The organism is Chelatococcus daeguensis, assembly GCF_001887265.1.
Classification (GTDB): domain Bacteria; phylum Pseudomonadota; class Alphaproteobacteria; order Rhizobiales; family Beijerinckiaceae; genus Chelatococcus_A; species Chelatococcus_A sambhunathii.
On sequence record NZ_CP018095.1, the window covers coordinates 2,288,509 to 2,314,893 of the forward strand.

Genomic DNA, 26,385 nt, shown 5'->3' on the forward strand with positions numbered 1-26,385 from the left:
CCACTTTCGCGCGATCCTCATCAAACACCGTTATGACGGAGCTCGCCCCATGACCCGCATCGACAATGCCCGCGTCATCCGCGCCCCCCGCGGCAGCGACATCAGCGCCAAGAGCTGGCTGACGGAGGCGCCACTGCGCATGCTGATGAACAACCTCGACCCGGACGTCGCCGAGAAGCCGGGCGAACTCGTGGTCTACGGCGGCATCGGCCGCGCCGCGCGCGACTGGGAGAGCTTCGACCGCATCGTCGCCGCGCTGAAGAAACTCGAGGCGGACGAGACGCTGCTCGTCCAGTCCGGCAAGCCGGTCGGCGTTTTCCGCACCCATCCGGATGCGCCGCGTGTGCTCATCGCCAATTCCAACCTCGTGCCGCACTGGGCCACCTGGGACCATTTCAACGAGCTCGATCGAAAAGGCCTCATGATGTACGGCCAGATGACAGCCGGCTCGTGGATCTACATCGGCTCGCAGGGCATCGTGCAGGGCACCTACGAGACCTTCGTCGAGATGGGGCGCCGGCACTACGGCGGCGACCTCTCCGGCCGCTGGATCCTCACCGCCGGCCTCGGCGGCATGGGCGGCGCCCAGCCGCTCGCCGCGGTGATGGCCGGCGCCTCGTGCCTCGCCATCGAATGCCGCCCGTCGAGCATCGAGTTCCGCCTGCGCACCGGCTATGTGGATGTGCAGGCCAAGGACCTCGACGAGGCGCTCGCCATCATCGAGGAGGCCACGCGCACGAAGAAGCCGGTCTCGGTCGCGCTCCTCGGCAATGCCGCCGAGGTGCTGCCGGAGCTGGTCAGCCGCGGCGTGAGGCCCGACTGCGTCACCGACCAGACCTCGGCGCACGATCCCGTCAACGGCTACCTGCCGAAGGGCTGGACGCTCGCGCAGTGGGAAGAAAAACGCGAGGCCGACCCGAAGGTGGTGACGAAGGCCGCCAAGGCCTCCATGGCCGAGCACGTGCGCGCCATGCTCGCCTTCCACAGGATGGGCGTGCCCACCGTCGATTACGGCAACAACATCCGCCAGATGGCGCTCGAGGAAGGCGTTGCCGACGCCTTCGACTTCCCCGGCTTCGTGCCCGCCTACATCCGCCCGCTGTTCTGCCGCGGCATCGGCCCCTTCCGCTGGGCGGCCCTGTCGGGCGATCCGGAGGACATCTACAGGACCGATGCCAAGGTGAAGGAGCTGCTGCCGGACAACAAGCACCTGCACAACTGGCTCGACATGGCTGAGAAGCGCATCAAGTTCCAGGGCCTGCCGGCGCGCATCTGCTGGGTCGGCCTCGGCGACCGCCACCGCCTCGGCCTCGCCTTCAACGAGATGGTGGCGAAAGGCGAGTTGAAGGCCCCCATCGTCATCGGCCGCGACCATCTCGACAGTGGCTCCGTCGCCTCGCCCAACCGCGAGACGGAGGCGATGCGGGACGGCTCCGACGCCGTCTCCGACTGGCCGCTGCTCAATGCTCTCCTCAACTGCGCCTCGGGCGCCACCTGGGTGTCCCTGCACCACGGCGGCGGTGTCGGCATGGGCTTTTCGCAGCACTCGGGCATGGTCATCGTCTGCGACGGCACGCCGGAGGCGGAGCGGCGCATCGAGCGCGTGTTGTGGAACGATCCGGCGACCGGCGTGATGCGCCATGCCGACGCCGGCTACGACATCGCCATCGCATGCGCGAGGGAGCACGGCCTCAACCTGCCGAGCCTTCCCTGAGGCGAACGACATGAGCGGAGGCGCTGCCATGAAGCCGCTGGCCGATCTCAGGGTGCTCGATTTCAGCCGCGTGCTGGCCGGCCCCTATTGCACCGCCCTCCTCGCCGACCTCGGCGCGCAGGTGATCAAGGTCGAGCCTCCCGGCGGCGACGACTATCGCCACATCGGCCCCTTCGTCGAGGGCGAAAGCATGCTCTTCGCCACGGTGAACCGGGGCAAGCGCTCCATCGTCCTCGACCTCGCCAAGGCAGAAGATCTCGCCGTCGCCCATGCGCTGGCCGCCCGGGCGGACGTGGTCGTCGAAAACTTCCGCCCCGGCGTCGCGGACAAGCTCGGCATCGGCTGGGCGCAGCTGTCCGCGCTCAACCCGCGCCTCGTCTATGCCTCCATCTCCGGCTTCGGCCAGGAGGGGGAGCTGGCGAAGCGCCCGGCCTACGACGTCATCCTGCAGGCGATGAGCGGCATCATGGCCGTGACGGGCGAGCCGGACGGGCCGCCGACCCTCGTCGGCGAATCCATCGCCGACGTCGCCGCCGGCCTCTTCGCCTCGTGGGCGGTGCTCGTGGCCCTGCATGAGCGCCACGGCACGGGGCGCGGCCGCCACATCGACCTTGCCATGTTCGACGCCATGGTGGCCCTGCAGCCGCTCGTCGTCGCCCGCTATCTCGCGACGGGCGAGGCGCCGCGGCGCGTCGGCAACCGCCATCCCCTGTCCGCGCCCTTCGGCGCCTTTGCGGCGCGCGACGGCAGCTTCGTGCTCGCGGTGCTCAACGACAAGCTGTTCCAGCGGCTCGCCGCCTGCATCGGCGCGCCCGAGATTGCGGCGGACCCGCGCTTCACCACCGACAGCGACCGCCTCGCCAACGAGGGGGCGCTGCGCGCCCTCATCGAGGGCTGGTCGCGGCGGCTCGGCGCACGCGAGGCCGTGGAGGCCCTCGTCGCCCACGGCGTGCCCGCCGCCGAGATCAACGACATGGCCGAGGCCCTCGCCTCCCCGCATGCCGAGGCCCGCGGCCTCCTGCAGGAGGTGAGCGACGCTCGTGCCGGCATGCGGCAGGTGCCCGAGCAGCCGGCACGCTTCGCCGGCGCGCCGCGCGGTGGCCTTGCCGCCGCCCCCCGCCTCGACGGCGACCGCGCCGCCATCCTGGCCGACCTGGAGGACCGGACGTGAACGCTCCCGCGATGACAGCCGAGGACGCCGCCGCCCTCGTCGAGGCCGTGGCCGACTTCAGTCGTAACGAGCTTGCCCCGGCCGCCGCGGAGATCGACCGCACGGGCCGCTCGGCCACCATGCATCTGCCGCAGCTTGCGCAGATGGGCATCATGGGCCTCAACCTGCCCGAGGCCTGCGGCGGCATCGGCCTGCCGGCGACGGCCCTGTTCGAGGCGGTGGCGGCCATCGCCGGGGCCTGCGGCTCCACGGCCTCCATGGTCACGGCCCATTGGCTCGCGACCGATTCCATCCTCATCGGCGGCACGGCGGAGCAGCAGCAGCGCTACCTGCCGGCCGCGGCCGCCGGCCAGGCGCTCGGCGCCTTCGGCCTCACCGAGCCCGGCGCCGGCTCCAACCCGGCCGACATGACGACGCGGGCCGTGCGCGAGGGCGACGGCTACCGCATCACCGGCACCAAGCACTTCATCTCCAATGCCGGCGAGGCCGATTTCATCGTCGTCTATGCCAAGACGGACATGGCCGCCGGCGCGCGCGGCATCTCGGCCTTCGTCGTCGAGCCGAAGGCGGGCGGCGTGCGCTGCTCCGCGCCCGAGCCGACCATGGGCCTGCGCGGCGGCCATGTCTTCGAGGTTTCGCTCGATTGCGTCGTGCCGGCAGAGAACCGCCTCGGCGAGGAGGGCAAGGGCTTCCGCACCGCGCTCAAGGTGCTCGACGCCGGGCGGCTCGAGATCGCTGCCTGCGCCGTCGGCATCGCCCAGGCCGCACTGGCCGCGGCGCTCGACTGGGCAAGAGAGCGCAAGGTGGGCGGCGAGCCGATCGCCCATTTCCAGGGCCTGCAATGGATGCTGGCGGACATGGCGACCGATATCGCCGCCGCGCGCCAGCTTGGCCTTGCCGCCGCGCGCAAGCGCGAGGCCGGCGAGCGCTTCTCCATGGAAGCATCGATGGCCAAGCTGCACGCCTCGGAGATGGTCGGCCGCGTGACCGATAAGGCGCTCCAGATCCACGGCGGCTACGGTTTCACCACGGCACTGCCGCTGGAGCGCTACATGCGCGACTGCCGCATCTTCCGCATCTACGAGGGCTCCTCGGAGATCCAGCGCAACATCATCGCGCGCCATCTGCTGGGGTGAGGCTGATGCGTATTCTCCGGGCCAGCGACTATCGCGTCATGCCGTGGAAGAACGGCGGCGGCGAGACCACCGAGATCGCCGCCTTCCCCGAAGGGGCCGGGCTCGAGACCTTCGACTGGCGCGTGAGCATGGCGCGCGTGGCGAGCGACGGGCCGTTCTCGGTCTTTCCGGGGATCGACCGCACGCTGTCGCTCCTCGACGGCCCGGCGCTCACCCTCGCCTTCGACGGCCGGGGCGAGGTCCTCATCGATGCGGCGACGCCGCCCTGTGCTTTCCCGGCCGATGTCGCCGTGACCGGGCGTCTCGCCGGCGCCCCGATCACCGACCTCAACGTGATGACGCGCCGCGGGCGCTGGCGCCACCATGTGCAGCGGGTCGCGGTCGAAAGCCCGCGCGCCCTGCCGCGCCTCGGCGACCTCCTCCTCGTCATCGCGACGCGCGAGGCCGTCACCCTTCGGACGGATGACGGCACGGCGGCCTTGAACCCCGCCGACACCGTCGTCATCGACGAGGAGGCCGTCAGCCTCGCAGCCGACGGCCCCGCAACTGTCTACACGGTCGACCTCTGGCGCCTCTGACGCTCAGCGCGCCGCCTTGAGGGCGAGGCCGAAGGCGATGAAGGCCCAGCCCTGGAAGATGAGATCGATCGCAAGCAGCAGGCCCAGCACCCACAGGCTGTTGACCGGCCAGCCGGCCGCGATGATGAGACCCGTGAGAAGCGTCAGCAGACCGGCGGCGACGATCCAGCCCCAGCCCTTCTCCGGTCGGGCATTGAAACCAACCCAGATGCGGATGAGGCCGGCGACGATGAGCGAGACGGCGAGCAGCAGCGTCAGCACGCCGGAGGCGAGAAGCGGGTTGTAGAAGGCGAAGAAACCGGCCACCGCGTAGATGAGGCCGCTCGCAAGCCAGAAGAAGAAGCGACCCCAAGTCTTGACGCCGAAGGCATGCACGATCTCGATGATGCCGCCGACGAGCATGAGCGCGCCGACGTAATAGACCGTGGCGACCGTCGCGACGAAGAGATGCGCGAAGGCTATGCCGCCAAAGACGAGCAGGCCGACGCCGAGCGCGACGAACCAGCCCCACTTCGCCCGCACCTCGCCGACGGCCACGCCGAGCGGACTCTCGTTGAGCGTATTGGCCATTGCTCCCCCGCGACTGTCCGCCTGAGGGACGGGAAGCGGGCCCGGACAGCAGCCCGACTCACCCGATACTTGGTAAGGATAGCGCCCAGGCCGAACAATGGCAAAGAAATGCGCGGCGCAGTTTTCCGTAAATTTTAGTGTTCTGTCGCCGCCAGCACCGCTTCAACACGGATCTCTTCCGTAAGTCTCGCCTTCAGCGCCGAGAATTCGGGGCTCGTCTTCATCTTGTAATCGCGCGGGTGCGGCAGGTCGACGGCGAGGTCCGCCTTGATGCGCCCCGGCCGAGCCGACATGACGATGACGCGTGACGCGAGAAAGATGGCCTCCTCGATGTCATGGGTGACAAAAAGTACCGTCTTGCGTTCGCGCTCCCAGATGCCGAGCAGCAACTCCTGCATCAGCGAGCGGGTCTGGTTGTCGAGGGCGCCGAAGGGCTCGTCGAGCAACAGGATCTCGGGGTCGTTGGCGAGCGCGCGGGCAATCGCCGTACGCTGCTGCATGCCGCCGGAGAGCTGCTTGGGCCAGTGGTTCTCGAAGCCCCTGAGGCCGACCTTGTCGATATAGGAGGCGACGATGTCCCTGGTCTCGGCTTCCCGCCGGCCCTTCTCCCTGAGGCCGAAGGCGATGTTCTGCGCCACCGTGAGCCAGGGAAAGAGCGTGTAGGACTGGAACACCATGCCCCGGTCGGCACCGGGGCCGGTGATGCGGCGCCCGTCGAGCCGCACCTCGCCCGCGCTCGGCCTGTCGAGCCCGGCGACGATGCGCAGCAGCGTGGACTTGCCGCAGCCGGAGGGGCCGAGGATGGTGATGAAGTCGTTGGCCGCGACCGAGAGGTTCGTCGGCGTCAGCGCCGTCACCGGCGCCCCGCCGCGCACCCCCGGGAAGATGCGCGAGACGTTGTCGATGACGAGCTTGGTCACGCGAGCCTCCACGGGAAGAGCCAGCGGTTGGCCGCCTTGAACAGGAAATCGGAGACGAGGCCGATGAGGCCGATGACGATGATGCCGAAGATGATCTGGCCGGTGGCGAGCAGCGCCTGGCTGTCGATGATCATGTGGCCGATGCCGGACGAGGAGCCGATGAGCTCGGCGACGATGACATAGGTCCACGCCCAGCCGAGGACGAGGCGCAGGATCTCGGCGATCTCCGGCGCATTGGCCGGGATCATGACGCGGCGCACGATGCCCGTGTCGCGTGCGCCGAGCGTGTAGGCGGCTTCGACGAGGTCACGCCGGGTGGAGCCCACCGAGACCGCGACCATGAGAATGATCTGGAACACCGAGCCGATGAAGATGACGAGCAGCTTCTGCACCTCGCCGATGCCCGCCCACAGGATGAGGAGCGGGATGAAGGCCGAGGCCGGCAGATAGCGCGCGAAGGAGACGAAGGGCTCGAAGAAGGCCTCGATCGGCTTGTAGGCGCCCATGAGGATGCCAAGCGGCACGGCAACGATGGCCGCCAGCACGAAGCCGCCGACCACGCGCCAGATGGTGACGCCGATGTCGAACAGGAAGCCGTGATCGGCTAGGAGCGCCCAGCCGTCCGCGACCATGGTGAGCGGATCGGCGAGGAATGTGCGGGAGACATAGCCGCCGAAGGTGGCGAAGCCCCAGCCCAGTACGAAGAGGATGAAGAAGGAGATGCCGAGGACGATGCGCGCGCCCTGCCCGATCGGTTCCAGTGGTCTCAGCATGACGTTCCGCTCGTGCCGTTTCCGGTCAGCCGCGCCCACTCCGCCCCCTCGCTGGCGAGGGAGCGGCCGGTCGCATGGAAGGTGCGGGCTTCAGGTGAAGCCGCCGAAGGCTCACTTGATGAAGCTGGTGTCGACGATCTTCGAAATGTCCGGCTTCTGCTTGATGATGCCGATCTCGAGAAGCAAATCGGCCGCCTCGTTGGAGAACTTCTCGAACTCGCCGGAAAAGAAGGTCCGGTTGGCCTCGCGATCCTGCCAGCGCAGGTATTGGGCCGACTTGCCGAACTGCTCGCCCGTCTGCTTCACGTCGGCGCCCATGATCTCGAAGGCCTTCTTCTCGTCGGCCTTGATCATGTCGAGCGCCTCGAAGTAGCTGTCGGCGAGCGCCTTGGCCGCTTGCGGGTTCTCCTCGAGGAACTTCGGCGTGCAGCCGAAGGTGTCCATGACGACCGGATAGTCGAGCGTCGTGGCGATGATCTTGCCGGCCTCCGGCTTGTCGCGCACGGTCGAGAGATACGGCTCGTAGCTCATGGCCGCGTCGTTCTGGCCGGCGACGAAGGCCTGGGCCGCGGGACCGGGCTCGAGATTGACGACCTTGACGTCCTTCACGGAGAGGCCGTTCTGCTTCAGCATCCAGGCGAGCACGAAATAGGGCGAGGTGCCCGGCGCGGAGGCCGCGACGCTCTTGCCCTTCAGGTCCTTGATCGACTGGATGTCGTTGCGCACAACCATGCCATCGGCGCCGTAGGACTTGTCCATCTGGAAGATCTGCTTGGTGGCGATGCCGTTGGCGTTCCACGCCACCCAGGTCTCCACCGTCGTCGCGGCGCACTGGATGTCGCCCGAGGCGATGGCGAGGTGCCGGCTCGCCTGCGGAATCTTCTTGATGGTGACGTCGAGGCCGTTCTTCTCGAAGATGCCGGCCTCCTTGGCGAGCGTGAGCGGCGCAAAGCCCGTCCAGCCGCTCATGCCGATGACCACCTGCGTGTTGGCCGCCGATGCGGTGCCCGCCGCGCCGATGAGGATCGCTGCAGCGAGCCCGAATGCCGAAGTGCGCTTCATGACGTGTCTCCCGGTCCGTTGACCCCTCTTCATCGAATGGCAGCACGCCGCAGCCCCGCTGTCAATTGTCTAGACATAACTGCATACACTTTCCCACGCAGGCCGGGCATCTGCCTGTCTGGGCGGCAAGGAGGCCTTGCTAGGCGGCCGTGTACGTGCAGTCCCATGCGGTTGGTACAATGCGGCTAGCCGGTCGGCGTCCTTGACAAAGCACCCGCCAGGGGACACATGTGGCGCGGGTCGCATCGTTTCCCTTTCACGTTCGGCTGCGTGAGCGACGTTCATTCGTCGATTGAGCCGTTCGTCCGGCGACCGATCCTTCCGGAACAGCCCAATTCACGCGGGGCGTTCGTTTCCCCGCGTTCGTGCGCCCGCTTCGGCTCGTTGCCGGCGGCGTGTCCGGCGCGCACCATGAAAGACGATAAGTGACTTCATTTTCCGATCTCGGCCTCGCCCAACCGCTGCTCAAGGCACTGGAGAGCGAGGGTTACGAGCAGCCGACGCCGATCCAGGCGCAGGCCATTCCCCATGTCCTCTCCGGCCGCGACCTGCTCGGCATCGCCCAGACGGGCACGGGCAAGACGGCGGCCTTCGCCCTCCCCATCCTTCACCGCCTCGCCAGCGCGCCGAAGCGCCCGGGCCGTGGGCGCTGCCGCGTGCTCGTGCTGAGTCCGACGCGCGAGCTCGCCAGCCAGATCGGCGAGAGCTTCCGCACCTATGGTCGCCACCTCAACCTGCGCACCGCCGTGATCTTCGGCGGCGTCGGCCACCGGCCGCAGTCCGATGCGTTGGCGCGCGGCCTCGACGTGCTGGTCGCGACGCCCGGCCGGCTGATCGACCACATGCAGACGGGTGCCGTCAGCTTTGCCGAGACCGAGGTCGTGGTCCTCGACGAGGCCGACCAGATGCTCGACATGGGCTTCATCCACGCCATCCGGAAGATCGTGCAGCGCCTGCCGAAGGAGCGCCAGAACCTCTTCTTCTCGGCCACCATGCCGAAGGAGATCGCCGCGCTTGCGTCCGACCTGCTGCACGACCCGGTGCAGGTTTCGGTGACGCCGGTCGCGACGACGGCCGAGCGCATCGACCAGCGCGTCATCTTCGTCGAGACGGCGCGCAAGCGTAACCTCCTCGCCGAGATCCTGAAGGGCGAGAAGCTCGGCCGCGCGCTCGTCTTCACCCGCACCAAGCACGGCGCCGACCGCGTGGTGCGCCACCTCGAACAGGACGGCATCCGGGCCGCGGCGATCCACGGCAACAAGAGCCAGTCGCAGCGCGAGCGCGCGCTCGGCAGCTTCCGCACCGGCGAGACGCCCATCCTTGTTGCGACGGACATCGCCGCCCGCGGCATCGATGTCGACGGCGTGACCCACGTTATCAACTTCGACCTGCCGAACGTGCCGGAATCCTACGTGCATCGCATCGGCCGCACGGCCCGCGCCGGCGCCGACGGCAGCGCCATCTCCTTCTGTGACGGTGAGGAGCGCGCCTATCTCCGGGCCATCGAGAAGCTGACGCGCCAGAAGATCCCGGCAACCGACCGGCGCGCCAATCCGGGCGCCGAGCCGGAGGAGCCCGCCGAAGCCCGCCCACAGGGCCGCAACGGCGGCGGCAGGAACGGCCCCGGCAAGAACGCCACTGGCAGGGGCCGGCACTCTCCGCGCGGCAGCCGCAACACGCCGCAGCCGGGCCACCACAGTGCCGGCAAGGCGCCGGGTCACGGCAACGGCCATGGTCACGGCAGCGGCCTCGGCCAGGGCAACGGCCAGCGCCAGCAGGACGGTGCGTCCCGCCGTGATGGCCAGCGGCCGGCCAAGGCCGCGCAGGGCAGCGGCAAGCCGCAGCAGCGCGACCACCACCGTGGTCAGGGCCAGGGTCATGGCCCGGCCGGCGCCGAGCGCATGGACGGCATCGGTTTCATGCGCCCGGCCCGCCGCCGCGGCGACGGCCCGTCGCGCTGAAGCACGCCGGCCGGCAACCTCCCGTCGCCACGCTCGGGCTCGCCCGGGACGGGGTCCGGAAGGAGCAAGTCGGGCACACCCGACTTGCGACAGACGGGATCAGCAGCGCCGGCTCGTGCCGTCAGCATGCTGCCATGATCGGCATCCACCCTGTGCCGTGAGGCAGCAACCAAGCTCACGGCCAGGGGCATGACGCGCGCGTCGTCCGGCTCGACCGGATCAGCAAGGAGATTGTCGACCTTCGCGTGCCGGCCGCGCACGCGCCGCGAGATCGTGGCCGATGCGGTCGTGCACGTCATAGGCCTTGTTGCCGCCGGCGTCGGCGCGGTGGTGCTCGTCGGCATCGTGCTGCACGGCGGCGCCTATGGTGCCCTGCCCGCCGTGGCGCTCTACACGCTCGGCCTTTTCGTCATGCTTGGCTGCTCCTGCGCCTACAATCTGGCGCCGGCGTCGCCGCGCAAGGAGAAGCTGCGCCAGTTCGACCAGGCCGGCATCTTCCTGATGATCGCCGGCACCTACACGCCCTTCACGACGCTCGGCCTCGGCGGCCCCTGGGCCGTCGGCCTGACGAGCTTCGTCTGGCTCGCGGCCATCGCCGGCGCCTGCCTGAAGCTGTTCTTCCCGCGCCGCTTCGACCGCCTGACGATCGCCGCCTATCTCACGCTGGGCTGGGCGGGCGCTGTCGCCGTTGCCCCGCTGACGGATGCGCTCGGCCTGACCACGCTGGCGCTGATCGCCGTCGGAGGCGTGCTCTATTCGGTCGGCGTCGTCTTCCATCTTGCCGAACGCCTGCCCTTTCAGGCGGCCATCTGGCACGGCTTCGTCGTCGCCGCCGCCGGCGTGCACTATGCAGCTGTGCTGCGCGCGCTGACCCCCGTCCTGAGCGCATAGAAAAGCGCCCGCGGGATCATCCTGCGGGCGCTCGCAACAAGGGTCTCTCTCAGCGCGAGAACTTCTTGTAGTGGATACGTTTCGGGATCGTGGAATCGATGCCGAGGCGGCGCTTCTTGTCTTCCTCGTAGTCCTCGAAGTTGCCCTCGAACCACTCCACATGGCTGTCGCCCTCGAAGGCGAGCATGTGGGTGGCGACGCGGTCGAGGAACATGCGGTCGTGGCTGATGATGACGGCGCAGCCGGCGTAATCCTCCAGCGCCTCCTCCAGCGCACGCAAGGTGTCGACGTCGAGGTCGTTGGTCGGCTCGTCGAGCAGCAGGACGTTGGCGCCCGACTTCAGCATCTTGGCGAGATGCACGCGGTTGCGCTCGCCGCCCGAGAGCATGCCCACCTTCTTCTGCTGGTCGCCGCCCTTGAAGTTGAAGGCCGAGCAATAGGCCCGCGAGTTGATCTCGCGCTTGCCGAGATAGATGACGTCGTTGCCGCCGGAGATTTCCTCCCAGACGGTCTTGTTGTCGTCGAGTGCGTCGCGCGACTGGTCGACATAGCCGAGCTTGACCGATTCCCCGATGGTGATAGTGCCGGCGTCCGGCGTCTCCTGACCGGTGATCATGCGGAACAGGGTCGTCTTGCCCGCGCCGTTCGGCCCGATGACGCCGACGATGCCGCCGGGCGGCAGCTTGAACGACAGCCCGTCGATGAGCAGCCGATCGCCGAAGCCCTTGGTGAGGCCATCGAACTCGATAACGTTGTTGCCCAGCCGCTCGGCAATCGGGATGACGATCTGGGCCGTCGAGGGCGCCTTCTCCGAGGCCTTCCGCACCAGTTCCTCATAGCGCTGGATACGCGCCTTGTTCTTGGCCTGGCGAGCCTTGGGCGAGGCCGAGATCCACTCGCGCTCGCGCTCCAGCGTGCGCTGGCGCGCCTCCTCCTCGCGGCCCTCCTGGGCGAGGCGCTTCTGCTTCTGCTCCAGCCACGAGGAATAGTTGCCCTCGTACGGAATGCCGCGGCCGCGGTCGAGTTCGAGGATCCAGCCCGTGACGTTGTCGAGGAAGTAGCGGTCGTGGGTGACGATCAGGATCGCACCCGGGTAGGTCCTGAGGTGCCCTTCGAGCCAAGCCACCGTCTCGGCGTCGAGATGGTTGGTCGGCTCGTCGAGCAGCAGCAGGTCCGGCTGGGCGAGAAGCAGCTGGCACAGCGCAACGCGACGCTTTTCGCCGCCCGACAGCGAGGCGACCTCCGCATCGTCCGGCGGGCAGCGCAGGGCATCCATGGCCTGGTCGACCTTGGAATCGAGGTCCCACAAGCCCTTGGCCTCGATCTCGTCCTGCAGCTGCGTCATCTCGTCGGCCGTCTCGTCCGAGTAGTTCATGGCGAGCTCGTTGTAGCGCTCGAGCACTGCCTTTTCACCGGCGACCCCTTCCATGACGTTCTCGCGCACGGTCTTCGTCGGGTTGAGCTGCGGCTCCTGCGGCAGGTAGCCGACGCGCGCGCCTTCCGCCGCCCAGGCTTCGCCCGTGAACTCCTTGTCGAGCCCGGCCATGACCTTGAGCAGCGTCGACTTGCCGGCGCCGTTGACGCCCAGCACGCCGATCTTGGCGCCCGGGTAGAAGGACAGGTGCACGTTGTCGAGGACCTTCTTGCCGCCAGGGTAGGTCTTCGACAGGCCGCGCATGTGGTAGACATACTGATAGGAGGCCATTCAAGTCTCTCTCAACGAAAGGACCGCATGCTCCCGGCGTGCACCGCGCACGCGGGAACTGTCGGCCGCATCGGAAATTCGAGCCACGAGTTATCAGGCGGGCGAGGTCGGTTCAAGCCGCGCGCCCCGCACGCGACCTGCCGGATCCGCCATGCTGCGCATCACCGACCATATAAGCATCGACGAAAGCGAAATCGAGGAAAGCCATATCCGTGCCTCCGGCCCCGGCGGCCAGCACGTCAACAAGACGGCGAGCGCGGTGCAGCTGCGCTTCGACGCCCGCCGCTCCCCATCCCTGCCGAACGACGTCGCCATCCGCCTCATGAAGCTCGCGGGCAGCCGCCTGACGCAGGAAGGGGTCATCGTGATCACCGCCCAGTCGCACCGCAGCCAGCTGCGCAACCGCGAGGAGGCGCTCGACAGGCTCGTGGACCTGATCCGGCAGGCAGCGGTGCGCCCCAAGCCGCGCCGGCCGACGAAACCGACGAAGGCCTCCAGGGAGCGGCGGCTCGAAGGCAAGCAGCGCCGCTCGGCCGTGAAGTCCGTCCGCCGGGCCAAGCCGACGGTGGAGTGACGGCCCGGCGATCGTGGAGCCAGACCTACACGCCGTTTCCCTGCCGTCATGCCCGCGCTCGTCGCGGGCATCCAAGCCTTCAACCGAAAGCAACGTCAACGGCGTGGATGGTCGGGACAAGCCCGGCCAAGACGACCGAGGCGCCTCTGCCTGCCCCGTTCTCGCAGCTGCCGCGAACCCGATTGGCAGCGTGCGGCGTTCCCCACATCGTGATCCCCACGCGCGGCACGCACGCCCGGCATGCACTGCTCGGTGCTTTTGCAATGCGCGCCGGGGCGCTTATGGTGTGCGCCGACAGCGGCACCGGTGCAGTGCCGAACGGCAATCATCGAGGAACGACAGGAAGAGGCATGACCGCACATTTCCAGAACTTCATCGCCGGTGAGTGGGTCGCCGGGCACGACGCCACCAGAAACATCAACCCGTCGAACACCAATGACGTCATCGGCGAATATTCCCGCGCCAGCGCGGCCGACACCGAGCGCGCCATCGCCGCGGCCAAGGCCGCCTTCCCGGCCTGGGCCCGCACGACCCCGCAGGAGCGTCACGACATCCTCAAGAGGGCCGGCGACGAGATCCTCGCCCGCAAGGACGAGCTTGGCCGCCTGCTCTCGCGCGAAGAGGGCAAGACGCTGCCGGAGGGCGTCGGCGAGGTGGTGCGCGCCGGCCAGATCTTCCTCTTCTTCGCGCAGGAAGCGCTGCGCCTCGCCGGCGACAAGATCGCCTCCGTGCGCCCCGGCGTCGATATCGAGATCACGCGCGAGCCGGTCGGCGTCGTCGGCATCATCGCCCCGTGGAACTTCCCCATCGCCATTCCCGCGTGGAAGATCGCCCCGGCGCTCTGCTACGGCAACACGGTCGTGTTCAAGCCGGCTGACCTCGTGCCCGGCTCGGCCCATGCCCTGTCCGAGATCATCGTGCGCGCCGGCATTCCCGCCGGCGTCTTCAACCTCGTCATGGGCCGCGGCTCGGTCGTCGGCGAAACGCTGCTGAAATCGCGGGACGTCAACGCCATCACCTTCACGGGCTCCGTCTCGACTGGCCGCAAGGTGGCCGAGGCCTGCGTCGGCACGATGAAGAAGTTCCAGCTCGAGATGGGCGGCAAGAACCCACTCGTCGTGCTCGACGACGCCGACCTCAAGACGGCGGTGGAATGCACCGTCAACGGCGCCTTCTTCTCCACGGGCCAGCGTTGCACGGCCTCCTCGCGCGTCATCGTGACGGCCGGCATCCATGACCGCTTCGTCGATGCGGTGGCCGAGCGCATGAAGGGCCTCGTCGTCGGTGACGCCCTGAAGGCCGGCACCCATATCGGCCCGGTGGTCGACCAGAACCAGCTCGACCAGGACCTCTCCTACGTCAAGATCGGCCAGGACGAGGGCGCCCGCCTCGTCGCCGGCGGCGAGGTGCTGAACCGCGAGACGCCTGGCTTCTACATGGCGCCCGCGCTCTTCACCGAGTGCACCAACGCCATGCGCATCTCGCGCGAGGAGATCTTCGGCCCCGTTGCCAGCGTCATCCGCGCCAGGGACTATGACGAGGCCCTCGCCCTCGCCAATGACACCGAGTTCGGCCTGTCGGCGGGCATCTGTACCTCGAGCCTCAAATACGCCAGCCACTTCAAGCGCAACGCCGAGGTCGGCATGGTCATGGTCAACCTGCCGACCGCCGGCGTCGACTACCACGTGCCCTTCGGCGGCAGCAAGGGCTCGTCCTACGGCGCCCGCGAGCAAGGCCGCTACGCGGTGGAGTTCTACACGACGGTCAAAACGGCCTACACGCTGCCGGTGTGACCGGCAGCTGCAGACGACACAAGAAGCAAGGCCGCCTCCGGGCGGCCTTTTTAGGTTGCATTTAATGATTATTGACGGAAACGCTGGAATACGCGAAACGCTGCGGGCGCGGACTTCCAGGATCCATGAGCATGGATATTGCAGGCAGAATCTTTTTATTTTTGGTTGGCTGCTCTGCTGTTTATGACGTTTTCAAAATTTATACGACGGATACTGGCAGACGCGATTGAAAACGTCTATCACATTGGCGCAATCGCCGACAATTCTCCAGAAAATCGGTGCCTCGCAATAGTCATGCTCGCGACGGCGATCGCACTCATGTCGGCATCATTCAACCTTGAACGGCCACTGAGGCCGATTTGGATTGTGACCGGAGCTCTTCTTCTTTCAGGCCCTGGCGCCTGCACCGCCTATCACACCCCTGAAGTCCTCGACATGAGCCACGATGCGCACGAATTCGGCTATCTGTTCTGGCTCTTCTGGTCCGGCGAACTCGTTTTGACTTTTGCCGGAGCGCTGGCTCTCGGACGCGGTTTCCAGCGCATCGCTCCCCCGCTATTCAGGCAGGATCAAAAGCTGCCCAGCGGCCATCCCTGATCCCTCTGGACCGGCGGAGTGTCAGCGCCCGGCCGTGCCCCTATTCCACCCGTACCGTCACGCTGTCTGTCGCGCCGCGGCCGTCCGTTACCGTCACCCGCGCGAAGCCGCGCCCGTCCGCCTCCCATGCGGCCTCGCGCCTCAGGCTGTGCGCGCCGAGCGGCGCGCCGTTCACGTACCACAGGAAGGGCGGGCTGCCGCCGCTCGCCTTGAGCGCGAGGAGCGCTCCGGCCCCCTCCTCCGAGAGACCGAGGTCGACGCGCGCCCCATCCGGCGGAAAGGCGATGCGCAGCGGCGCCTGGACGACGGCCGCGATCGTCTTCGGCACGTCCTTGCGCAGGTGACGCAGCGGCGGTGGCAGGTTCGCCGTCGTCGCGTGGATGACGCCCGGCGGCTCGGCCACGGGCTCGCTCGCGCCGCCGCGCCGGGCGAAGGCCTCGAACAGCATCGGCGCCGCCACCTGTCGGGCGACGAGGCCGGGCACCGCCGCGCCGTCCGGCCGGCCGATCCACACCGCGATGGTGGTGCTGCGGTCGAAGCCGATGGCCCAGGCGTCGCGATAGCCGTAGGAGGTGCCGGTCTTGTAGGCGATCATGCCCGGCAGCGCGTTCTGCGGCGCAGGCGCACCGCGCAGCACGTCGGCGACGTACCAGGCGGCGACCGGCTCGGTCAGGCGCGCCGCCTCGCCCGCGGGCGCCCCCTCCTCCCGCCACCAGAGTTCGGGCACGACACCGCCGCGCGCGAAGGCGGCATAGAGGCGCGCGAGGTCCATGAGGCGCACGCCGACGCCGCCGAGTCCGATGGCGAGGCCCGGCGCCGCCTCCTTCGGCAGGACGAGATCAGCTCCCGCCGAGCGCAGCCGCGCGAGCAGCCGCACCGGCCCGATCTCCGACAGCAGTTCCACCGCCGGCACGTTGAGGGAGAGCTGTAGCGCGTGCCGCGCCGTCACCGTGCCCTGGAAGGTGAGGTCGAAGTTCTTCGGCGCATAGATGCCATAGCGGGACGGCCGGTCGTCCAGCACGGTCTCGGGATGGGCGAGCCCGCACTCGAAGGCGAGCGCATAGATGAACGGCTTCAGCGCCGAGCCCGGCGAGCGCACGGCGAGCACGGTGTCCACCGCCCCGGCCCGTTCGGCCGAAAAATAGTCCGCCGCGCCGACATAGGCGCGCACGGCACCGCTCGCATTGTCGATGGCGATGACCGCGGCCGAGGCGCGCGGATCGACCCGCTCGGCCGTCTCGCGCGCCAGCGCCTCGAGCCGCGCCTGCAGGCGCGCATCGAGCGTCAGGCGATGCTCGCGCCGGCCGGGCTCGGCACGCACCACCGCCTCGGCGAGATGCGGCGCCAGCATGGGCACCGGCTGGCGCTGCGTCGGCACCGGCGCCTCGCGGGCTGCCCGTGCCTCGGCCTCCGAGATGCCGCCGTGGGCGAGCGCCCGTGCCAGCACGCGGTCGCGCGCGGCGCGGGCCGCCTCCGGAAAGCGGTCCGGCCGGCGCGTCTCGGGCGATTGCGGCAGGGCGACGAGCAGCGCCGCCTCGGCGAGCGACAGGCGCTTCGGCTCCTTGCCGAAATAGGCGAGGCTCGCGGCGCGGATTCCCTCGAGATTACCGCCGTACGGCGCCATGGTGAGGTAGAAGCCGAGGATCGCATCCTTGTCGAAGCGCCGTTCGAGCTGCACGGCCCGCACCGCCTGACGCAGCTTGGCGACGAGGTCGCGCTCCTCGCGGGGCTCGAGCAGGCGCGCCACCTGCATGGTCAGCGTGGAGCCACCCGAGACGATGCGCCCGTTGAGCGCCACCTGGCCGGCGGCGCGCAGGACGGCGAGCGGATCGATGCCGGAATGCGCGCGAAAACGCCGGTCCTCATAGATTGTGAGCAGCGCGATGAAGCCCGGATCGACGTCGTCGACGCCGACCGGCAGGCGCCAGCGGCCCTGCGGCGTGGTGAAGGCACGCAGCAGCCGGCCGTCCCTGTCGGACACGACGGTCGACCGCTCCTCGACCTGTGCCAGATCGAGCGGCCCCAGCGAAGCGGCGAACTGTGCAAGACCGATGCCGGCCGCAAAGAACAGCGCGGTGCAGCCCGCGACCACCCCACGCAACGCGCGGGAACGGAGCAGTCCGGCAAGTCGCTTGCTCAATCCGGCTGGCATCCCAGCGACCTTCTCGTTGCGCCCCGGCGGGCCTCATCTGTTCCCTCCCCCTTGCGGGGAGGGGAGAAACTGCCCCAGCGCCGCCCCTACTTCGCCTCCGTAACCTCGACCGTTCCGAAGCCCGTGCGGCCGAAGCGCTCGGGGCGGTACATGTCCTCGGCCGTCGCTGGCGGGTGAACGTAGCGGCCCGGCGCCACCGCGCGGATCATGTAGGCGACGGTGATGAAGGCCGACTGGCTGCTGTCACGGTCGAAGGCGGCGACAAAACGGTCGTCGCGATATTCGACATGCGCCGGCTCCACCGTGGTCTGCAGCCACGATAGCGCCGCTGCGGAGGAGGCGTCGACGAGGTTCGGATTGTCGATCTCGAACCCGGCCGGCAGGTGATCGACGACGAGCAGGCGGGCGAAGCGCGCCTGGTTCTCCGTCACCTTGAGCACGGTGACGAGCCGCTCGTTCTGCCGCACGGTTGCGGGATCGACCGCCGTGCCGTCGAGACGATAGTAGCTGCGCTCCACGGTGTAGCCGCGGGCGAGCGCCCCCTCCCGCGCCGTCGGATTGCCGGCGGCCGTGACGACGACCCGGGCATCGAGCGTGCCCGTGTTGGCGATCGTCACCGCCCCCTCGTCGAGACGGGCGGCGCGGTAGTTGCGGTAGAACGGACCATCGGCCTCGCGGCCATCGACGGTGAGCCTGAGCCGCGCATTGTCCCGCGCAAGCGCGCCGGCGGCGAGCACCAGCCAGGCCTGCTCCTGCGTGCTCGTGTAGCGGCTCGTGCCGCGCGCCTCGTCGATGACGAGGGACGCCTGCTGGATTTCGGCGCCGCCGGTGCCCGCTTCGCCGAGGAGAGCGAGGACGGCGGCACCGTCACGCAGGCGCGAGCCGTAGTCCGGCCGAGAGGCCGGACCGTCCTTCTCGCCGCGCAGGGTCGACATGGCGGTGGCGAAAGCGGTCTCCGCGCGGCGCCGGTCGCCGAGCAGCGCGAGCGCCGCGGCGATCTGCGCCTGCGCCATGGCGCTGCCGAAACGCGGCAGCCTGACGTCGGCGAGATAGCGCAGGTCGCCCATCACCGGCCGTCCGTTACGGGCGAGCACATAGATGGCATAGGCGAGCGTCTGGCCTTGGCCCTGATCGAACTCCGTCGTGTTGGCGACGTAGTTGCGCAGCCGCTCGAGCGCGAGGTCGAAGGCCGTCTGCGGCACGGCGAAGCCCTTTTCGCGGGCCCGCGTCAGGAAGTCCGTCACATAGGCGTCGAGCCAGATGTCGTCGCCGCCGACGGACCACAGGCCGAAGCTGCCGTTGGAATCCTGGCGCGACATCACCCGTTCCACGGCGCCACGCACCCGCTCGTCGAGTTGCGTGTCGACCGGCAGGGCCTCGGTGCTGGCGAGCTCGTTGACATAGAGCAGCGGCAGAGCCCGGCTGACGATCTGCTCCGAGCAGCCGTAGGGATAGCGGTCCAGCGCCTGCAGCAGCCCCGGCACATCGAGCGCAGCGAGCGTGGTCACGGAAACGGACGCGACGCCCGAGCCCGGCATCAGGCCGGCGAGGATGTCGCTGCTGATCGAGACGCTGCCGCCGGCCGGCAGCGGCCGGACGGTGCGATGGGCGAGCGCCGGCGTGCCCGGGGCGATGCCGAGGGCGAAGTCCTGCGCCACGTCGATGCCCGGCCCCGTCAGCCGCGCGGTGAGCTTCGCGACGCCGAGCCCGCCGGCCGTGACCGGCAGCGACAGCGCCGTACGCGCGCCCTTCTCCAGCTTGAGCGTGCGCCGCGTCGCCTCGAGCGGCAGGATGACCGGGCCGGAAGCGTCGACCTCGATCACATAGTCGCCCGCCTCGCCTTCCAGATTGTCAATGGCGAGGTGGATGCGGGACGTATCGCCCACGTTGAGGAAGCGCGGCAGGGTGCCGGAGACGACGACGGGGTCGCGCACCACGACATCGGCCGTGGCTGAGCCGGCCCGCGTCTTCGACCACGCCACCGCCATCACACGCACGGTACCGTTGAAGGCCGGCATATCGAACGACACATGCGCGACACCGTCGGCCCCGGCGCGCACCACGCCGGAATAGAGCGCGACCGGCTCCTGCGTCGGCGGAGCGCCGTCGAGCTGGGGGGCGCCCGCGTCGCCGCCGGAGCGGATGGCGCCGCGCGTGCCCTGCATGCCGTCGATGAGATAGCCGTAGACGTCGCGGATCTCCGTGCCGAGACGCCGCTGGCCGAAGAAGTAGTCACCGGGACGCGGCGCCTCGTAGCGCGTGAGGTTGAGGATGCCGACGTCGACGGCGGCCACCGTCACATAGGCCTCCTCCCCCGCTGCGAGCCCGCCGAGCCGCACCGGCACCTCGAGCGTCTGCCGCGGCTGCATCACCTGTGGCACATCGAGCGAGACGTCGATGTCGCGCTGGTCGCGCGCCACGGAGAACCAGGCAAGGCCGAGCGCGCGACCCGGCATGCGCTTGGCCCCGACATCGAGCGGCCGGTGGGCCAGCACGACCACATAGGCCCCCGGCCCCCACTCGGCCTTCGCCTCGAGCGAGACCGTGGTGCCCGCCGGGTCGAGATCGACGAGCTTCTCCCAATGCACCTTGTCGCCGACGACGAGCACCGTCGCCTTGCCGGCCGCGCGGGGCTTGAGGCTAATCGCCATCGTCTCGCCGGCCGCGTAGGAGGCCTTGTCGAGGCGCATGTCGAGCACGTCCGGCGTATCGGCGCTCACTGAGCCACTGTAGCCGACGGAGAAGGACAGGCTCGTCGGCGCCGCCTCGCCCCGGCCCGCCTCGATCTCCAGGCGGTAACGTCCCCAGCCGACGGGCGCGGAGATGCGCGCGGGCGCATCGGTCCCCGGCTCGATCTCGCCGTCGGCGATGCGGCGCGTCGTCTTGATCGGCTCGTAGGACCAGCCGCCGCCCTGGTTGAACCATTGATAGTGCTGGTCGATGCGGTAGAGGCTCCAGCGCAGCGGCATGGCAAGCCGCTTGCCCTCGCCCGTGGCCGCGACCACGTCGAAGGTCGCGATGCCACCATCGGAGAGATCGGTGAACAGCTTGCGCACGCCGATGACATTGCCGGCCTGGGCGACCGGCAACGTGAGCGAGCGCGCCACGCCGCGCCCGCCGGGCTCGGCCACGGTGACGGTGACGATGGCCTGCAGCGGCCGCGGCGCGGAGACCTCCGGCAGCGGCACGGCGAAGACCGCCTTGCCGGCCGCGTCCGTTTCCACCCCCTCCTCGACCTCCTGCATCACGGTCTCGAAGGCCTCGTCGTCGAGACCGACGGCATAGCCCTCGAGCCCCGGCACCGCATTGTTCGGTACGGCCTCGATCGTCATGGTGCCGCTGACCTCGAGTTCCGCGCCCGGGGCGCCGTAGAGATAGCGGGCCGTGACGTCGATGTTCGCCGCGTCGCCGGCGGCGACCGTCGGCTCCTGCGGCGCCAGCGTCAGTTCCAGCCGCTCCGGCACATAGTCCTCGACAAGGAAGGTGGTCTCGCCGATGGCGGCGCCCTTCGGGTCCGCATAAGCGGTGAGCCGCCAGGTGCCGCGCATCGCCCCGGGCAGGATCGCCAGCGACCAGGCGCGCCCGCCGAGGCCCTGGTCGTCGACAGCGACGCGCCGGTATTCGACGCCGTCCGGCCGGCGGGCGACAAGGGTGAGCGGCAGGCCGGCGGCGGCATCGCCACGCGCATCGCGCAGGAGCGCCGTGACCTGGACCGTCTCGCCCGTGCGGTAGACGCCCCGCTCGGTGAAGAGCTGCGCATCGAGCGGCCCAGGCGTCTGCCGGCCGGCGACGCCCCGGTCGGTGAGGTCGAAGGGCGTCTGCGCGAGGTCGAGGAAGGCGTAGTCGCCGGCCTCTGTCGTCGCCACCACGAGCCCCGGCGCGAGGCCACCCTTGCCGCGCGAGAGGCCGGGCGCGAAGACGGCGCGGCCGTTGCCGTCGCTCTTCACCTCGCCGAGCACCTCGTTGTTGCGGGCAACGAGCTTGACCGTGGCGCCGGCGAGCGGCCCGGCCGAGGCGAGCGACCGCGCGACGACGTGCACGCCGTCCTCACCGGAGAGCGCCGTGAGGCCGATGTCGGAGACGATGAACCACTGGGTCGCGGCCGGGCTGTAATCCTCGTCGGCAGGCGGCCCGCCTGAGGGACGCGCCGTCATCACATAGACGCCGGGTTCCAGTTTGCCGCCGGTCGCTTCCAGCACCGGGAAGGCGGTCGTTACGTCCTCGTTGGTCCGCCGCGCCACGTCGAGCGTGCCGGCCCAGACCTTCTGCCCCTGGTCGGAGGCGATGTTGTCGGCCGTGTAACGAGCGATCTGCGACATGAACTCGTCGGAGCGCAGGGTCGGCAGGAGGTTACGGTCGCCGATGCGGTAGAGCTCCACATCCACCTTGTCCGTGTTCACTGTGACGACGGGGATGCCCTCCTGCCCCGTGCGCGGCAGGATGTAGTTGCGGCCGGTGAAACGTGCCTGCGGAGAGCGGTCGCGCACGTAGATTTCGTAGTCGGCATTGCGCAGCAGCGTCTCCTCGACGGACGAGGGCAGGCCCTGGCGCAGCACGATGGCATAGCGCTCGCCGTGTTTCAGTCCGTCGACGCAGAGCTGGCGGTCCTCTCCCGTCATGGCGGGCGTCGCGCTGCCCGTCACGGCGACGAAAGGCGCGAAATCGACGCGGCCGCGCGCCAGCGGCTCCGAGAAGTTGAAGCACACGCGCGGCGAGGCTGAATCGGAATCGACCCGATAGTCGAGGATGCGGAAGCCGTACTTCTCGCGCAGGCCTTCATAGATCGACCGCACGTGCGAATCGTCGGCGAGCGCGAGGCTCATCCGGTAGGCGTCGAGCGACGGGCGCCAGTATTGCCGCGAGGCGAAAACGTCGCCGAGAAGCGCCAGCGCCGAGGCCTCGGCCGCGGCCCCGCGCGCGTTCTGATAGGCCGCATAAGCGGCACTTGTCGCTCGCTCAGCGAGCCTGTAGCGCTCGTTGTAATTGGCCGGCAAGATGGCCATGGCCGCCCGCGCATAGGCCGTCCAGCCGGCAGCGCTGGCCGGATCGGCGGCGACGGCCGCGGCGGCGGAGGAAAGCGCCTGCCGGGCATCGCCGCGGGCGAGTGCCTGGGCGCTGTCACGGCGCAACTGGTCGGCGGGGCGCGTCGCAGCCGCTCCCGCCTCCGTCTTCAGATCGGCCTGCAGCCTGACGGCGGCGCTGGCGAGATCGTCCCGGACCAGGGACTTCTGCGCCGAAACCGGGGGGGCAAGGGCGAGGAGGCAGAGGGTTGCAATGGCGACGGCAATCAGTTGCGCAGCACGAATCATGCTCCCCTCCCTCGGCGAGCCTTCGGGTGACGCCTAGGAAAAATAGCGCCGCCGCGATGACGGGCGTGAGACTAAGCGCCTCGAAGCACAGCCGCAATCCATGGCTGCGACGCATGCCGTGACGTCGCCGTGCCGTTTTGCCATAGTCACGCGACGCAACGAACGGGAGGCGGGGGCATGAACCGGGCGCGGACGCGGCGGGATCGTGGGCAGGGCGGCATCGGGGCCCTGATGGGCTTCCTTATCGGCGCAGCGGTCCTGCCTCTCGGCACCCCGGCTCTCGCGCAGCAGCCCGCGGCGGGCGAAGCGCTCGATGCCGCCCGTGCGGCCTTCGAGGCGCTGCCGGAGGCCGACCGCAAGGCCATCCAGGACGCGCTCGTCTGGACCGGCGACTACAACGGCACGCTCGACGGCGCCTTCGGCAAGCGCAGCTTCGATGCCATCCGCGCCTTCGAGACGCGCAGCCGCCTCACCGCGGACGGCATTCTCACGCCCGCCGAACGCGACGCGCTCCTGGCGGCCGCGCAACGCCAGCGCGATGCCGCCGGCTTTGCCGTCATCGACGATCGCCGCTCCGGCATCCGCATCGGCGTGCCGCAGAAGGTGCTCGCCGAGCGCAGCGACACGCCGGGCGGCTCCCTCTTCCGCGCCAGGCGCGGCGGCGGCGCCCTGACGACGGATCTCATCCCGGCCGCGGCCGGCACCGGCCTCAAGGATCTCTACGCCGACCTCAGCGCCGCGGCGCCGGGGCGCCGCATCACCTACAAGGTGCTGCGCGACAACTGGTTCGTCGTCACCGGCGAGGAAGGCGCCGAGCGCTTCTTCACGCGCTTTGCCGCAACCGCCGCCGGTCTGCGCGGCTTCACCATGGCCTATCCGGCGAGCGCCGCCGCGACCTTCGACCGGCTCACCATCGCCATCACCAACAGTTTCGAGCCGGAGCCCGAGACCGTATCGGCAGCAACGGCCACGGCCGGGGCCGGCGGTGCGGCATCCCCCGCCCCCACCGTCTCCGGCGGCAATGCCTTCACGGCCATCGTCCTCGACGGCGGGCGGGCGCTGACGAGCGCCGCCGCAGGTGCCTGCAAGGCGCCGACGGTCGGCGGCAAGCCGGTGAAGATCGAGGCGAGCGGCGGCGCCGCCTTCGTCGAGGGCGCCTTCGCGACGGGATCGGCGCCGGTCGCCTGGCGCCGGCCGGAGGGCACGGAGCAGGCGGTCTTCATCCTCGGCCATGCCGCCACGGGCGGCGAGCGCCGGCTCGTCGCGACGCCGGGCGTGCTCAAGGTGGCGGGCGACGGCGCGGCGCGCCTCGCTGCCCCGGTGCAGCCCGGCATGGCGGGAGCCCCCGTCGTCGATAGGTCCGGCGCTCTGGTCGCAATCGTCGGGCCTCTGCCGCAGACGATGACGCTGGTTGCTGGCATCGCGCTCGGCACGACCGTCCCCGCGACGATCGCGGCAAACCTTGCCGACAGCGCCAGCCTGCCCGAAGCCGACGGGACGGGCGAAGCGACAACCCTCGGCGCCGCGGCCGAGGTCTGGCGCGCCCGTATCGTGGCGGTGGACTGCCCGGGCGGGTAGCCGGCGGCTGGCCGGCCGCCTCTCATTTCGTCATGCCCGCGCTCGTCGCGGGCATCCACGCCTTGCCGTCGCGCAAGGGGCCCGAAGGCCGTGGGCGGAGAGCGTCGGATACGCGGCCCGGAGGCACTCCGAAGCACCCTCAATCCCGGAGCGCCCCACGCAGGAAGGCGACCAGCTTCTCCCCGGCCGCTTCGACGCTGCCATCATTGACGATGGTGAGATCCGGCGCCCGGTCGGGCATCACGGCCTTGCCGCGGGCGAGGCGCGCGGTGATCGTCTCGGCGCTTTCCCGGCCGCGGGCCGCGAGCCGTCCGGCGATGACGGCGTCCGGCGCCGTCACCGATACGACGGCGATGCGGGCAAAGGCCGCGCGCGCCGCCGCGACTTGCGCCCGCGAGATGTTGCTGACGACGACTGCCCCGTCCGCAAGCGCCGCCTCGACGCTGCGCGGCAGCGCATAGCCGAGGCCGTGCGCACGCCAGTAGAGCGAAAAGGCTCCACCGGCGACGCCTGCGCCGAAGGCCTCCTCGCTCAGCACATCATGGTCCTCGGCAGTGCTCGCCGCGCGGGTAACGAGCCGGCGCGGAAAGACGAAGCGATCCCCCTCACCCGCGAGGCGCCGGCGGGCATGGTCGATGAGCGTGTCCTTGCCGGCGCCGCTCGGCCCGACGACGCAGACGAAGAGCCCGCGCCCGAGCGTGATGCGCACGCGATCGCCGGCTTCGGCTTCCATGGTCATGCCACGCGGCGCCCCTCGCGCCACACCTGCCGCACCACCGGCACGGCACCCGTCATGTGCACGCACACGAGATCGGCCCGAAGCCCGGCGGCGAGCGCGCCGCGGTCGGCGAGCCCCGTCGCGAGGGCCGGATTGCGCGTGACCGTCGCCACCGCCTCGGGCAGCGAGATGGCCGGCACCCGGCGCGGCAGATCGAAGGCGGCCATGAGGAGGCTCGCCGGCACGTAATCGGAGGAGATGATGTCGAGCACGCCCTCCCGCGCCACGGCCTCGGCGGCGACGCTGCCGGAATGGGAGCCGCCGCGCACGATGTTGGGGCCGCCCATCATCACCCGGATGCCGGCGGCATGGGAACCGCGGGCGGCCTCGATCGTCGTCGGGAATTCCGCGATGGCGACGCCGTCGGTCTTCGCCTCCTCCACATGCTCTGGCGTCGCGTCGTCGTGGCTTGCCAGCACGACGCCGCGCGCGCGGGCGATCTCGACGAGGCGGCGCCGGTGGGTTTCGGCATTCGCCTCGTGCATCGCGAGGCGGCGCGCCATGAGCGCGTTCATGGCATCGTCGCCGACGCCGTTCTTGCCGCTGTAATAGGTCTTCCACACGGCGATGTCGCGAAACTGGCGCTGGCCCGGCGTGTGGTCCATCAGCGACATCATGTGCACCGGATATTCGGCCACATAGCGCTCGGCCTGGTCGATGACGTCAGGGGACGAGATCTCGCAGCGCAGGTGCGTGCGGTGCTCGGCGCGCACGTGCCCCTCGGCGACGGCCGTCTTGATGGCATCGGCGAGCGTCCAGACCTCCTCGCCGAGCGAGCCCTTGTCGAAGTCGGAGCCGATGCGCAGGGAATCGAACACCGTCGTGATGCCGGCCGCCGCGATCTGCGCGTCATAGGCCATGACGGCGGCGAGCGGGTGCCAGCGCACCTTGGGCCGGGGCGCGTAGTGGCTCTCGAGATGATCGGTATGCAGCTCGACGAGGCCCGGCAGCAGGTAGTCGCCGGCCAGGTCGATGCCGCGCTCCGGCGCCCGGCCCTCGCCGAACTCGGCGATGCGGCTGTCCGAGACCGCGAGCCAGCCGCCCGGGACGATCCTGTCGGGCAGGATGAGCGTGGCGTTCTCGATGACGAAACTGTCGGGCGTTGCGGTCATGGCGGCGGCTC

Annotated in this window: 19 protein-coding genes; 10 read left to right on the forward strand and 9 right to left on the reverse strand. The window is 69.7% G+C overall.

Annotated features, from left to right (window positions below; genetic code table 11):
* Positions 1-49 precede the first annotated feature (49 nt).
* From hutU to BOQ54_RS10870, 4 genes are read left to right on the forward strand one after another with little or no spacing between them, the layout of a single operon-like run.
* A complete protein-coding gene (hutU, locus tag BOQ54_RS10855) occupies positions 50-1,714 on the forward strand; it encodes a urocanate hydratase (RefSeq protein WP_071923897.1) in 1,665 nt (554 codons plus the stop codon).
* A gap of 10 nt (positions 1,715-1,724) precedes the next feature.
* Complete coding sequence (locus BOQ54_RS10860) at positions 1,725-2,885, forward strand: CaiB/BaiF CoA transferase family protein (protein ID WP_210187181.1); 1,161 nt, start codon at positions 1,725-1,727, stop codon at positions 2,883-2,885.
* Positions 2,882-4,021, forward strand: a complete 1,140-nt coding sequence (locus BOQ54_RS10865; protein WP_245316198.1) for an acyl-CoA dehydrogenase family protein — start codon at positions 2,882-2,884, stop codon at positions 4,019-4,021. The genes BOQ54_RS10860 and BOQ54_RS10865 overlap by 4 nt, the downstream gene beginning before the upstream one ends.
* Before the next feature lie 5 nt (positions 4,022-4,026).
* Positions 4,027-4,599, forward strand: a complete 573-nt coding sequence (locus BOQ54_RS10870) for a HutD/Ves family protein (protein ID WP_071923900.1) — start codon at positions 4,027-4,029, stop codon at positions 4,597-4,599.
* Positions 4,600-4,602: 3 nt separating this feature from the next.
* Here BOQ54_RS10870 and BOQ54_RS10875 read toward each other — a convergent pair whose 3' ends face one another.
* From BOQ54_RS10875 to BOQ54_RS10890, 4 genes are all read right to left on the reverse strand, one after another.
* Positions 4,603-5,169 (reverse strand): HdeD family acid-resistance protein, encoded by a 567-nt coding sequence (locus BOQ54_RS10875; protein ID WP_055458064.1) that lies wholly within the window; start codon positions 5,167-5,169, stop codon positions 4,603-4,605.
* A gap of 134 nt (positions 5,170-5,303) precedes the next feature.
* Positions 5,304-6,089 (reverse strand): ABC transporter ATP-binding protein, encoded by a 786-nt coding sequence (locus BOQ54_RS10880; RefSeq protein ID WP_019401448.1) that lies wholly within the window; start codon positions 6,087-6,089, stop codon positions 5,304-5,306.
* Complete coding sequence (locus BOQ54_RS10885) at positions 6,086-6,862, reverse strand: ABC transporter permease (RefSeq protein ID WP_055458063.1); 777 nt, start codon at positions 6,860-6,862, stop codon at positions 6,086-6,088. Before BOQ54_RS10885 ends, BOQ54_RS10880 begins: the two co-directional genes overlap by 4 nt.
* A 111-nt stretch (positions 6,863-6,973) precedes the next feature.
* The gene (locus tag BOQ54_RS10890) at positions 6,974-7,924 is read right to left on the reverse strand and encodes an ABC transporter substrate-binding protein (protein WP_055458062.1); all 951 of its coding nucleotides are present in this window, start codon (positions 7,922-7,924) and stop codon (positions 6,974-6,976) included.
* Between the two features lie 425 nt (positions 7,925-8,349).
* Between BOQ54_RS10890 and BOQ54_RS10895 the strand changes: the two genes are divergently transcribed.
* Both BOQ54_RS10895 and trhA read left to right on the forward strand, forming a co-directional pair.
* Complete coding sequence (locus tag BOQ54_RS10895) at positions 8,350-9,885, forward strand: DEAD/DEAH box helicase (protein ID WP_071923901.1); 1,536 nt, start codon at positions 8,350-8,352, stop codon at positions 9,883-9,885.
* Positions 9,886-10,116: 231 nt separating this feature from the next.
* Positions 10,117-10,776, forward strand: a complete 660-nt coding sequence (trhA, locus tag BOQ54_RS10900) for a PAQR family membrane homeostasis protein TrhA (RefSeq protein ID WP_055458060.1) — start codon at positions 10,117-10,119, stop codon at positions 10,774-10,776.
* 49 nt (positions 10,777-10,825) lie between these two features.
* Here trhA and ettA read toward each other — a convergent pair whose 3' ends face one another.
* Positions 10,826-12,481: an energy-dependent translational throttle protein EttA gene (gene ettA / locus BOQ54_RS10905; RefSeq protein ID WP_071923903.1), complete on the reverse strand. Its 1,656-nt coding sequence runs from the start codon at positions 12,479-12,481 to the stop codon at positions 10,826-10,828.
* 151 nt (positions 12,482-12,632) lie between these two features.
* Between ettA and arfB the strand changes: the two genes are divergently transcribed.
* The 3 genes from arfB (at position 12,633) to BOQ54_RS19770 (ending at position 15,445) form a co-directional block, all read left to right on the forward strand.
* Complete coding sequence (gene arfB / locus BOQ54_RS10910) at positions 12,633-13,055, forward strand: alternative ribosome rescue aminoacyl-tRNA hydrolase ArfB (RefSeq protein WP_071923904.1); 423 nt, start codon at positions 12,633-12,635, stop codon at positions 13,053-13,055.
* Positions 13,056-13,405: 350 nt separating this feature from the next.
* Positions 13,406-14,848 (forward strand): aldehyde dehydrogenase family protein, encoded by a 1,443-nt coding sequence (locus BOQ54_RS10915; RefSeq protein WP_071923905.1) that lies wholly within the window; start codon positions 13,406-13,408, stop codon positions 14,846-14,848.
* A gap of 138 nt (positions 14,849-14,986) precedes the next feature.
* Complete coding sequence (locus tag BOQ54_RS19770) at positions 14,987-15,445, forward strand: hypothetical protein (protein WP_145979758.1); 459 nt, start codon at positions 14,987-14,989, stop codon at positions 15,443-15,445.
* A 40-nt stretch (positions 15,446-15,485) separates the two neighbouring features.
* On the opposite strand, the gene pbpC is transcribed toward BOQ54_RS19770, so the two are convergent.
* Both pbpC and BOQ54_RS10925 read right to left on the reverse strand, forming a co-directional pair.
* Complete coding sequence (gene pbpC, locus BOQ54_RS10920) at positions 15,486-17,597, reverse strand: penicillin-binding protein 1C (RefSeq protein ID WP_245316200.1); 2,112 nt, start codon at positions 17,595-17,597, stop codon at positions 15,486-15,488.
* 86 nt (positions 17,598-17,683) lie between these two features.
* A complete protein-coding gene (locus BOQ54_RS10925; protein ID WP_071923907.1) occupies positions 17,684-22,906 on the reverse strand; it encodes an alpha-2-macroglobulin family protein in 5,223 nt (1,740 codons plus the stop codon).
* A 177-nt stretch (positions 22,907-23,083) separates the two neighbouring features.
* Between BOQ54_RS10925 and BOQ54_RS10930 the strand changes: the two genes are divergently transcribed.
* Positions 23,084-24,484, forward strand: a complete 1,401-nt coding sequence (locus BOQ54_RS10930; RefSeq protein ID WP_071923908.1) for a peptidoglycan-binding domain-containing protein — start codon at positions 23,084-23,086, stop codon at positions 24,482-24,484.
* A gap of 139 nt (positions 24,485-24,623) precedes the next feature.
* Here BOQ54_RS10930 and phnN read toward each other — a convergent pair whose 3' ends face one another.
* Together phnN and BOQ54_RS10940 are read right to left on the reverse strand one after the other, a co-directional pair.
* A complete protein-coding gene (gene phnN / locus BOQ54_RS10935; RefSeq protein ID WP_071923909.1) occupies positions 24,624-25,223 on the reverse strand; it encodes a phosphonate metabolism protein/1,5-bisphosphokinase (PRPP-forming) PhnN in 600 nt (199 codons plus the stop codon).
* The gene (locus tag BOQ54_RS10940) at positions 25,220-26,374 is read right to left on the reverse strand and encodes an alpha-D-ribose 1-methylphosphonate 5-triphosphate diphosphatase (RefSeq protein ID WP_071923910.1); all 1,155 of its coding nucleotides are present in this window, start codon (positions 26,372-26,374) and stop codon (positions 25,220-25,222) included. Before BOQ54_RS10940 ends, phnN begins: the two co-directional genes overlap by 4 nt.
* Positions 26,375-26,385: the final 11 nt, after the last annotated feature.